General features: G+C 71.4%; 7 protein-coding genes and 1 pseudogene. 4 read left to right on the forward strand and 4 right to left on the reverse strand.

The features are described 5' to 3' along the window. Positions 1 to 458: hypothetical protein (locus tag AOK11_RS36325; RefSeq protein WP_206188995.1), on the forward strand; the 458-nt coding region annotated here is incomplete at its 5' end. 274 nt (positions 459 to 732) lie between these two features. After that, positions 733 to 1,941, forward strand: a complete 1,209-nt coding sequence (locus AOK11_RS36330; RefSeq protein ID WP_055597898.1) for an oxygenase MpaB family protein — start codon at positions 733 to 735, stop codon at positions 1,939 to 1,941. Positions 1,942 to 2,068: 127 nt separating this feature from the next. Here the strand turns inward: AOK11_RS36330 and AOK11_RS36335 are convergent, their stop codons facing one another. The 4 genes from AOK11_RS36335 to AOK11_RS36350 form a co-directional block, all read right to left on the reverse strand. Next, a complete protein-coding gene (locus AOK11_RS36335) occupies positions 2,069 to 3,232 on the reverse strand; it encodes a TetR/AcrR family transcriptional regulator (protein WP_055597899.1) in 1,164 nt (387 codons plus the stop codon). 162 nt (positions 3,233 to 3,394) lie between these two features. Beyond that, positions 3,395 to 3,850: an SRPBCC domain-containing protein gene (locus AOK11_RS36340; RefSeq protein ID WP_055597900.1), complete on the reverse strand. Its 456-nt coding sequence runs from the start codon at positions 3,848 to 3,850 to the stop codon at positions 3,395 to 3,397. A 50-nt stretch (positions 3,851 to 3,900) separates the two neighbouring features. Continuing rightward, positions 3,901 to 4,737: a universal stress protein gene (locus AOK11_RS36345; protein WP_206188996.1), complete on the reverse strand. Its 837-nt coding sequence runs from the start codon at positions 4,735 to 4,737 to the stop codon at positions 3,901 to 3,903. 113 nt (positions 4,738 to 4,850) lie between these two features. Further along, positions 4,851 to 5,750 carry a universal stress protein gene (locus AOK11_RS36350; protein ID WP_055597901.1) on the reverse strand — a complete coding sequence of 300 codons (900 nt, stop codon included), beginning with the start codon at positions 5,748 to 5,750 and terminating at the stop codon, positions 4,851 to 4,853. A gap of 364 nt (positions 5,751 to 6,114) precedes the next feature. On the opposite strand from AOK11_RS36350, the gene AOK11_RS36355 reads away from it, so the two are divergent. Continuing rightward, on the forward strand, positions 6,115 to 6,585 hold the full coding sequence (locus AOK11_RS36355; RefSeq protein ID WP_055597902.1) for a cation:proton antiporter regulatory subunit: 471 nt from the start codon (positions 6,115 to 6,117) through the stop codon (positions 6,583 to 6,585). A gap of 4 nt (positions 6,586 to 6,589) precedes the next feature. Beyond that, positions 6,590 to 7,803: pseudogene (locus AOK11_RS36360) on the forward strand (cation:proton antiporter). Positions 7,804 to 8,038: the final 235 nt, after the last annotated feature.

Below are 8,038 nucleotides of genomic sequence, written 5' to 3' on the forward strand. Positions count from 1 at the left end.
GTGCCGAGGGGCGGGTCCGAGCGAACTGGCGTACCGGTCGAGGCTGCGGCGGGAGAGGCGTGAACGAGGTGCTGGGCGTTCCTGCCGGCGCCGCCGACCCCGACCGGGCCTCCGGAGCCGTCCGCGCCGTGCTCGCGGACAAGACCGTGCTCGTGTGGTCCGCCGATGACCTCCATGACCCCGGCCGGGGCTGCGCACCCTTGGTGTGGCCTGGCCGTGAGAAGGCCGCGCCGACGCGGGTGGAGGAAGTGCGCGCGGAGTTCGAGCGTATGCGGGGTGTTCTCGCGGTGGTGGCCCGGAAGAAGGGCGGAAGCGAGGCCGGGGTCCCGGGCCCGGACCACCGGCGGCCGTACGACCGGAAGAACAACGGCTTCCCGCCCCATCGCGCGATCAACTCGTCGGTCACCCGTGCCGGTCGAGCGAGCGACGCCGCGGTGGTCGGAGGCGCCGGGCCCTGATCCTGTTCCGTGGTCATGCGGGCTCCTCGAACGTGCGGGGCCGGTTCGGGCCGGACATCGCGGTCCTGCCGACGACTCGCCGGAGGGGAACTGCGGGCTCGGGACCAGTGTCGGCAACGCCCCTCGGTCACCACCATTGCCGACGGTAACGCGCCTCGCTATGTTAATTGGAAATCACATTACTCAGCAAGATCCGAAATGTGGTGGTCACGCAACGGGCAAGTCGAAACCGGTTCCTAGTGCCGTCCGGTCCATCAGGGAAGCAGGTAAGTCAATGGAAAATCTCAACAGGCGAAGAGTTCTGTCCCTCGGCGTCGCACTCGGCCTCGTGAGCGTGGCGGGCCCCGCCAAGGCGTGGGCGTGGCCGTCGGCGGACTCGGTGGCCGGAACCGGCACGGGTGCCGATCCGGAGTACGTCTGGGACAGCGCAGCGGATCCTCTGCTGGCCTCACTGCTCGACAACGGCCGGATTCCGTCGGTCAACACCGCGATGGCGAGGTGGGTGGACAACGGTGACCCGCTGCCCAGCGGCCTGCCGGCCGAACTCACCGCATTTCTGCGGACGGTCAACAAGCTGCCCTCCTGGGCCGACCCCGTCAAGCTGCGCCGCGCCGCCGACTTCAACCGGCGCAGAGACACCTACCTGTTCATGCTGTACGGCCTCGGCAGCGGAATCATGAGCACCGTGATCCCGCGTGAGGCCAGAAGCGTCTACTGGTCCGCAGGCGGCGCCGACATGCAGGACCGCGCGGCCAAGACGTTCACGTTCGGCTACGACCTGTCCCAGCTGGGAGCCTTCCAGCCGTCGGGGCAGTTCGTCGTCACCGCCAACAAGACGCGACTGGTGCACGCCGCGGTGCGTCACCTGCTGCCGCAATCGCCGCAGTGGCGGGGGGCCGCCGACCAGACCATCCCGATCAGCGCCGCCGACATCCTGGTCACCTTCCACAGCCTGGGAACCTATGTGCGCAGGAGGCTGCTCGACTGGAAGGTCCCGATGCCGGCCGCGGACCAGGAAGCCTTCCTGCATGCGTGGCAGGTCGCTCTTCACCTGCTCGGGGTGCCGGACGAGTACATTCCCCAGACCTGGGCGGCCGCGGAAGCGCAGTCGGCGCAGGTGCTCACCCCGATCCTCGCCCCGACGACCGAGGGCGACGAACTGGCCGAGGAACTGCTCGGTCTGACCGCACAGATCGATCTCGGTGTCACTCGCGGGTTCCTGAACGAGTTCGTGCGCTACGTCCTCAGCGACGAGGTCGGCGACTGGCTGGGGCTGCGGCGCGACTACGCGGCAGCGGCCCTGGTCCGCACCGCATGGCCGGCCTACATCCTGTTCCGCGAGGGGCTGTCGCCCGTCATGCCCGGCACCTTCTACATGGTCGACCAGTTCGTGCGCGCACTGGCCATGCTGTTCCTCAACAAGGGTTCCTCCTCGACCACCACCCCCATCACGATCCCCACCGGGAACAGGCCGGCCGGCTGAGCTGCCGATCCGATCCCACAGGTGCCCGCCCCGCGGCAGATGTGCCGAGGGGCGGGCACCCGGGTGACCTCCGTGCGAGGCGCTTCCCGGCGGGGCGTCTCATCGCTCGCTCGGCTCCGACGACTGTTCAGAGGCCCAGGGCGCCCACGACCAGAGCGGTCACGGCGTCACGGTGGTCATGGCTGTCCTGCCACCGCAGTCCGCGTCCGGCCTCGACCGCCACGCCGAACCCCGCGTGCACCAGCACCCGGGCCTGGCGCGGGTCCAGCTCCGGACGGGCCAGCCGCAGTTGCTGCTCCCAGACGGCGATGTGTTCACGCTGTGCGAGGACCAAGGACCGCCGCAGGTCGGCCGGCAAGCCGGCGAGCTCGGCTTCGGCAACGCTGTTGAGCGCGGTGTACTCGAAGCTGTAGGCCACGTACGTCGCCGCCAGCGCGACGACGGCGTCGTGCGGGCCGGCCACCCCGTGAAGGCTCTGGTCCACCCCCTGGGCCAGCAGTCCCGCCGCCTGAAGGCACGCCGCCGCCAGGATGTCGACCTTGCCGGGGTAGTGACGGTAGAGCGCGGACGGGGCCAGTCCCACCGCCTCCGCGATCTGTCCGTTCGTGACGCTGGCGAACCCGTCCCGTGCGAACAGCGGGATGGCGGCCGCGAGAATCTCCGCGCGTCGCGTGCGCGGCACCGGCTGGGCGGGCAGCTCGACGGGGCGTGCGCCCCTTCGGGCCGTCGCGGGACCGGTCGCGGCCACGCGCAGCGCGGACGCCAACAGCAGCTCCTCGGCCCGACGTTGGGCAATCGAGGTGTGATGCATCGTGATGGACCCGATCGCACCGAGGGCTGCCACGGCCCGCAGGCGTTCGTCAGGCAGTGAGGACTCGTGCTGCACCGCCTCGTCGACCCGCCCGACGACATGCCCGAACTTCGTCCTGAGACGCCGGCGGTCCTCGCGGTTGAGGTACCGGGCCTCCCACCGATACACGCCGCCCGACGCGCGATGCGCGACGGTGACCCGGGTGACGGCGGTGAGCACATCCCTCAAGGCTGCCCCGGACGGCACTTCGTCGAGCGCGGCGACGAGCCGGTCCGCCATGACGTCGGCGCACTCGGCGAACAGCGCGTACTTGTTCGGGAAGTGCCGGTACAGGGCCGCCGCGGTGATACCCACGCCGGCGGCGATCTCCTCCATGGACGCCGTGTGGTAGCCGCGCTCGCTGAAGACTCGGCCGGCCGCCTCGACGATGAGCTGCTTGCGGTTGCGGGGCCGAGTGGCCGCGGTCGGATCGGCGGTCACGGCCGAACGGGCGGATGCGGAGACGGGGCCATGCGAATCAGTCAACCACACGTCACTCGAAGCTCTTGGGCTCTCTCGGCACGGACTGCACGGACCGCACGGGACGCCGTGGTGCGGCATGTCGATGGCGCCACGGGTGGGGTACGCGGATGCCGAATCGACTCAGGACACGAACCGGGCGAGATGCGTCAGCGCCCAGCGGACCCCCGCCTCGTTGTCCGCGGCGGGCACGGCGTCGGGGACGCCCTCGTGGACCACCAGGATGTCGGTGCCGCCGCCGTCGGCGTCCGTGAGGGTGGTCGTCATGGTCATCGTGCCGCGCAGCGCCGGGTCCTCGGCCTCGAACTCGAGCACCTCCACCACCATCTCGTCCGGCACGAGCCGAGCGAAGCTGCCGTGGTAGGTGTCGGTGTGCGCGGCCGACTTGCCGACCGCGTCCGGCGCGTCGTACGTGAGCGACACCCGGAACCTGCCGCCCTCGCGCGCCTCGAACTCGTGCACCTCGCCCCGCATGCCCGGCGGCACCCGCCACCGTGCGATCGCGTCCGCGCTCACCAGCGCCCGGTAGACGGCCGGCCGGGGAGCGTTCACCCGACCCGAGACCCGCGTCGTGTACATGGTCCTTTTTTCCCGTCGCCCTGCCGTCGCCCTGCCGTGCCGTCGATGGATCACCGCTCGCCGCGGACGACGGTGACCGGGCAGTCGGCGTGGTACAGCAGCGCCTGGCTCACCGAACCCAGCAGCATCCCGGTGAATCCGCCATGTCCCCGCGCCCCCGCCACCAGCAGCTGGGCCTCCTTGGCGGCCTCCAACAGCGTGTGCCGCACCCGGGATCGCTCCAGAAGCGGTTCCACGGACACCTCCGGATGAGCGGCCCGCCACGGAGCCAGGGCCTCATCCAGCCGGCGGCGGTGCTTCTCGCGGAGCCGGCCCAGGTCGACCCCCACGTTCGGCGGGTCGGCGGGGCCCTCGTACGGTGTCGGCTCGCTCCAGGTGTTCCACACGTGCAGGGCGATCAGTGGGGCTTCCCGCAGCGCCGCCTCGGCGAAGGCGAACTCGCCCGCCGCGGCCCCGGCGGGCGAACCGTCCACGGCGAGGAGGACGGGCCCCTGCGGATCGGGGCGTCCCCGCACCGCCATGACCGGGCAGAAACCGTGGGCGGCAAGCTGCACGACCGTCGAGCCCAGCAGCAGGTGCCCGAACCCGCCGCGGCCCCGCCCGCCGAGCACCGCCAGCGCCGCGTGACGCGACTCGCTCCACAGCACCGTCAGAGTGTCCCCGGACGCCACGGTCCTGAGCACCTCCAGGCCCGGCGCCACGTCGGCGGCCCGCTGTTCCGCCTGGGCCAGGACACCGTGGATCATCGGCTCCAGGTCGGACGGGCGGCTGAAGGCGTGCACGATCCGCAGCGGTGCGCCGCGCAGCCGCGCCTCACGGGCCGCGACGTCCACAGCGGCGAGACTGGACGGTGATCCGTCCACTCCGACCATCACCGTGTCGTTCACTGTTCACTCCCGTCCGGCCGGTCCGTCGCGGGTGCGTCCCGGTCCCGCCCGCGCGTACCGAAGTACCCGCGGGCAGGGCACCGTACCGGTGCGGAAGCCCCGAAGGGAGTGGGCTATGCGTCCCCGTCCTTCTCCCCGCCGCTGCCGCGGACGACCGCCACCGGGCAGTGGGCGTGGTGCAGCATCGCCTGGCTGACCGAGCCGAGCAGCAGTCCGGCGAACCCGCCCCGCCCCCGGGCCCCGACCACCAGCAACTGCGCCGTACGGCTCGTCTCGATGAGCGCTTCGCGGGTGCCGCCGTGCACGACCTCGTGCCGCACCTTCACACCGGGGTACCGCTCCTGATGTCCGGCCAGTGCCTCGGACAGCAGACGCTCCTCGCCCGCCCTCAGCTCGTCGGGCCCGCTCGCGTAGGGAGCCTTCTCGTCCTGCGGCGGGGGCGCCGGCGCGTTCCAGGTGGTCCAGGAGTGCAGCGCGACCAGTTCGGCCCCGCGCAGCGACGCCTCGGCGAAGGCGAAGTCGATCGCCTTCGCGCCCGCCGGGGAGCCGTCGACCCCGACCACCACCGGCCCGTCCGGGGCGCCGGTCTCCCGTACGACCAGCACCGGGCACTGCCCGTGACTCGCCAGGTGCACGGCCGTCGACCCCACCAGAAGTCCGACGAAACCTCCCATGCCACGGGATCCGACGACCACCAGTTCCGCGTCGGGGGACTGCGCCTCCAGCACGGTCAGCGGTTCGCCCGTCACCACGGCGTGCGAGACCTCCACATCCGGTGCCACGGACTTGGCGTGCTCCACGGCCTCGTCCACCAGCTTCTCGACCATGGCCTGCAGACCGCCCCCGGGCGGTCCCAGCGGTGAGGGGCCCAGCGGTACATGCATGGCCGGCCAGAGGAAGGCATGCACCACCCGCAGCACGGCCCCGCGCCGCCGTGCCTCCTCGGCCGCGGCCCCCACCGCGGCGAGGCTCGATGCCGAGCCGTCGACTCCCACTACGACCAGACCACTCATCATGCCTCCAGAATCGGTACGTCATACACATCGAATCGTCCCACGGGTATCCCGTGCCGCCATGGGCCCACGGGGCCACACCTCGTGGCCGACCGGCCCGGAAGGCCTCCGGAGCCGCCGGTCGTTCCAAGCGTGCGCACGGCACGTCCCCGCCCACGGCACGGCACCGGTTCAGGACCCCGGCGGATGCTCGGCGGCCGTCGCACCTGTTGTCCATCCGTGGCATTACCCAATATCCCGGCGAGATCGCCGGATGACACGATGTCCTCCGTGGGGGCTGACCATCAGCGTGATGAGGGGCCCCACCCATGGACGGACGATCAGAAGAAAATCGGGAAGGGGACGGGCTGTGCCTGCTCCACGGATGAGCACCACGCCGCTGCCGGGCATCGGCGTGAAATACGACCTCACTACGCGTGAGCACCAGCACCTGTCCGTGATCGCACACCGGGACGGCGCACGCACGGTCAACGTCTACCGTTCCGACGACCCGGACGCCTGCGCCCAGTCGATGCGGCTGAACGTCGCCGAGTCGGCCGCCCTGATCGACGCACTGATGCCCGCTCACCACAGCCCGAACGTCCTGCACACGACCGACCTGGGGCTGGTCGCCGAGCGCATCGAACTGTCCGCCGCCTCGCACTGGAACGGCAGGGTGCTGGGCGAGACCAGGATCCGTACCGACACCGGCGCCTCGATCGTGGCCGTGCTGCGCCGGGCCGAGGCGATCCCGTCCCCGACGCCCGACTTCCGCCTTGCGGGCGGGGACACACTCATCGTCATCGGCACCCGTGAGGGCATCGAGACCGCCGCCGAGATCCTCGGGCGGGAGTGAGCGCATGCACTCTTCCGCAATTTTCCTGATCGAGTTCGGCGCGATCATTCTCGGGCTCGGTCTGCTGGGGCGTCTCGCCGGGCGCCTCCAGTTCTCCCCGATCCCGCTCTACCTGCTGGCGGGGCTGGCCTTCGGCGAGGGCGGGCTGCTGCCGCTCGGCGCGAGCGAGGAGTTCGTCGCGATCGGCGCCGAGATCGGCGTGGTCCTGCTGCTGCTCATGCTCGGCCTGGAGTACACGGCCAGCGACCTGGTCTCCAACCTCAAGACCCAGTACCCGGCCGGCCTGGTCGACATGCTGCTGAACGCCGTGCCCGGCGCGATCCTCGCCCTGCTGCTCGGCTGGGGCCCGGTAGCCGCCGTCGCCCTCGCCGGAGTCACCTGGATCTCCTCCTCCGGGGTCATCGCCAAGGTGCTCGGAGACCTCGGGCGCACGGCAACCGCGAGACGCCGGTGATCCTCAGCATCCTGGTGCTGGAGGACCTGGCGATGGCGGTCTACCTGCCGATCGTCACCGCCCTGCTGGCCGGGGTCGGCCTCGCCGCGGGAAGCGTCATGCTGGCCGTCGCGCTCGGCGTCGCCGGCCTCGTCCTGTTCGTCGCCGTCCGCTACGGGCGGGTCATCTCACGCTTCGTCTCCAGTGACGACGCGGAGAAACTGCTGCTGGTGGTCCTCGGGCTGACCCTGCTCGTCGCCGGTATCGCCCAGCAGCTTCAGGTGTCCGCCGCGGTGGGAGCGTTCCTGGTCGGCATCGCCCTGTCCGAGGAGGTCGCCGAGGGTGCGCACGGGCTGCTGTCCCCGCTGCGGGACCTGTTCGCGGCGGTGTTCTTCGTCTTCTTCGGGCTGCACACCGACCCGGCGGACATCCCGCCGGTGCTGCTCCCGGCGCTCGCCCTCGCCGTCGTCACCATGCTGACGAAGATCGCCACCGGCTGGTGGGCCGCCCGCCGGGCGGGCATCCCGTCCAAGGGCCGCTGGCGTACCGGCGGCACGCTGGTGGCGCGCGGCGAGTTCTCGATCGTCATCGCCGGTCTCGCCGTCGGCACGGAACCCCGGATCGGTCCGCTGGCCACGGCGTACGTCCTGCTCCTGGTCGTCCTCGGCCCCCTCACCGCCCGCTGGACCGAACCGCTGGCAAGCCGCCTCACCCGCCGCTCGCCGGACAAGCCGCAGAACACCGCCCCGGCCGACCAGTCGGAACCGGTCCACGCGGGCGGCTGACCGCCGGCCCGACGACGTCCGGGCAACCCGCCCGCGGGGAACGGATCGACCGCCGGGACGAGAACCTCACCACCTGGCCCTCACGCTCCGGCCCTCACACCCGACCCTCGTGACCCGACCGTCATCGCCCGGCCACCGGAATCCGGCCATCGGTGTCGATCCCCCGGTCCGATGACCCCGGTGGTGCGAAAATCGGCTCGGTATTCATTCCTCGCCCGCCGGGCGCCGGGCACGC

Source organism: Streptomyces hirsutus (assembly GCF_001418415.1).
Classification (GTDB): Bacteria; Actinomycetota; Actinomycetes; order Streptomycetales; family Streptomycetaceae; genus Streptomyces; species Streptomyces hirsutus.

What these genes read in the sequence shown, in the direction of transcription:
- AOK11_RS36340 (WP_055597900.1), bottom strand. Translation starts at nt 3,850, where the DNA reads ATGTACACGACGCGGGTCTCGGGTCGGGTGAACGCTCCCCGGCCGGCC.
- AOK11_RS36355 (WP_055597902.1), top strand. Translation starts at nt 6,115, where the DNA reads ATGAGCACCACGCCGCTGCCGGGCATCGGCGTGAAATACGACCTCACT.
- AOK11_RS36350 (WP_055597901.1), bottom strand. Translation starts at nt 5,750, where the DNA reads ATGAGTGGTCTGGTCGTAGTGGGAGTCGACGGCTCGGCATCGAGCCTC.
- AOK11_RS36330 (WP_055597898.1), top strand. Translation starts at nt 733, where the DNA reads ATGGAAAATCTCAACAGGCGAAGAGTTCTGTCCCTCGGCGTCGCACTC.